Raw genomic sequence first — 307 nt, 5'->3', positions numbered from 1 at the left:
CCGAAGGAGCACGATTGGAAATCGTGTAGGCGCCAAAAGCGTCTCGAGGGTTCGAATCCCTCTCTCTCCGCCAGAATTATTTTATAGTATGGCCCGTTGGTCAAGGGGTTAAGACACCTCCCTTTCACGGAGGTAACAGGGGTTCGAATCCCCTACGGGTCATAAAAAAAAAATCACAAAAAGTTGCAATAAAAATTTTGTTGTGGTATAATATGAGAAGTGTTCCGTTGAGGAGGCTTAGCTCAGCTGGGAGAGCATCTGCCTTACAAGCAGAGGGTCGGGGGTTCGATCCCCTCAGCCTCCACCA

At 48.9% G+C, this 307-nt stretch carries 2 tRNA genes; both read left to right on the top strand.

The features are described from left to right. Positions 1–90 precede the first annotated feature (90 nt). Positions 91–162 (top strand) — tRNA-Glu (locus HFE01_RS26625). Positions 163–231: 69 nt separating this feature from the next. Beyond that, positions 232–307 (top strand) — tRNA-Val (locus HFE01_RS26620).

The organism is Paenibacillus sp. EKM10P, from assembly GCF_011800655.1.
Taxonomy (GTDB): domain Bacteria; phylum Bacillota; class Bacilli; order Paenibacillales; family Paenibacillaceae; genus Paenibacillus; species Paenibacillus polymyxa.
The sequence above is the reverse complement of the archived record's forward strand: the minus strand, read 5'-3'. Positions and strand labels throughout refer to the sequence as shown.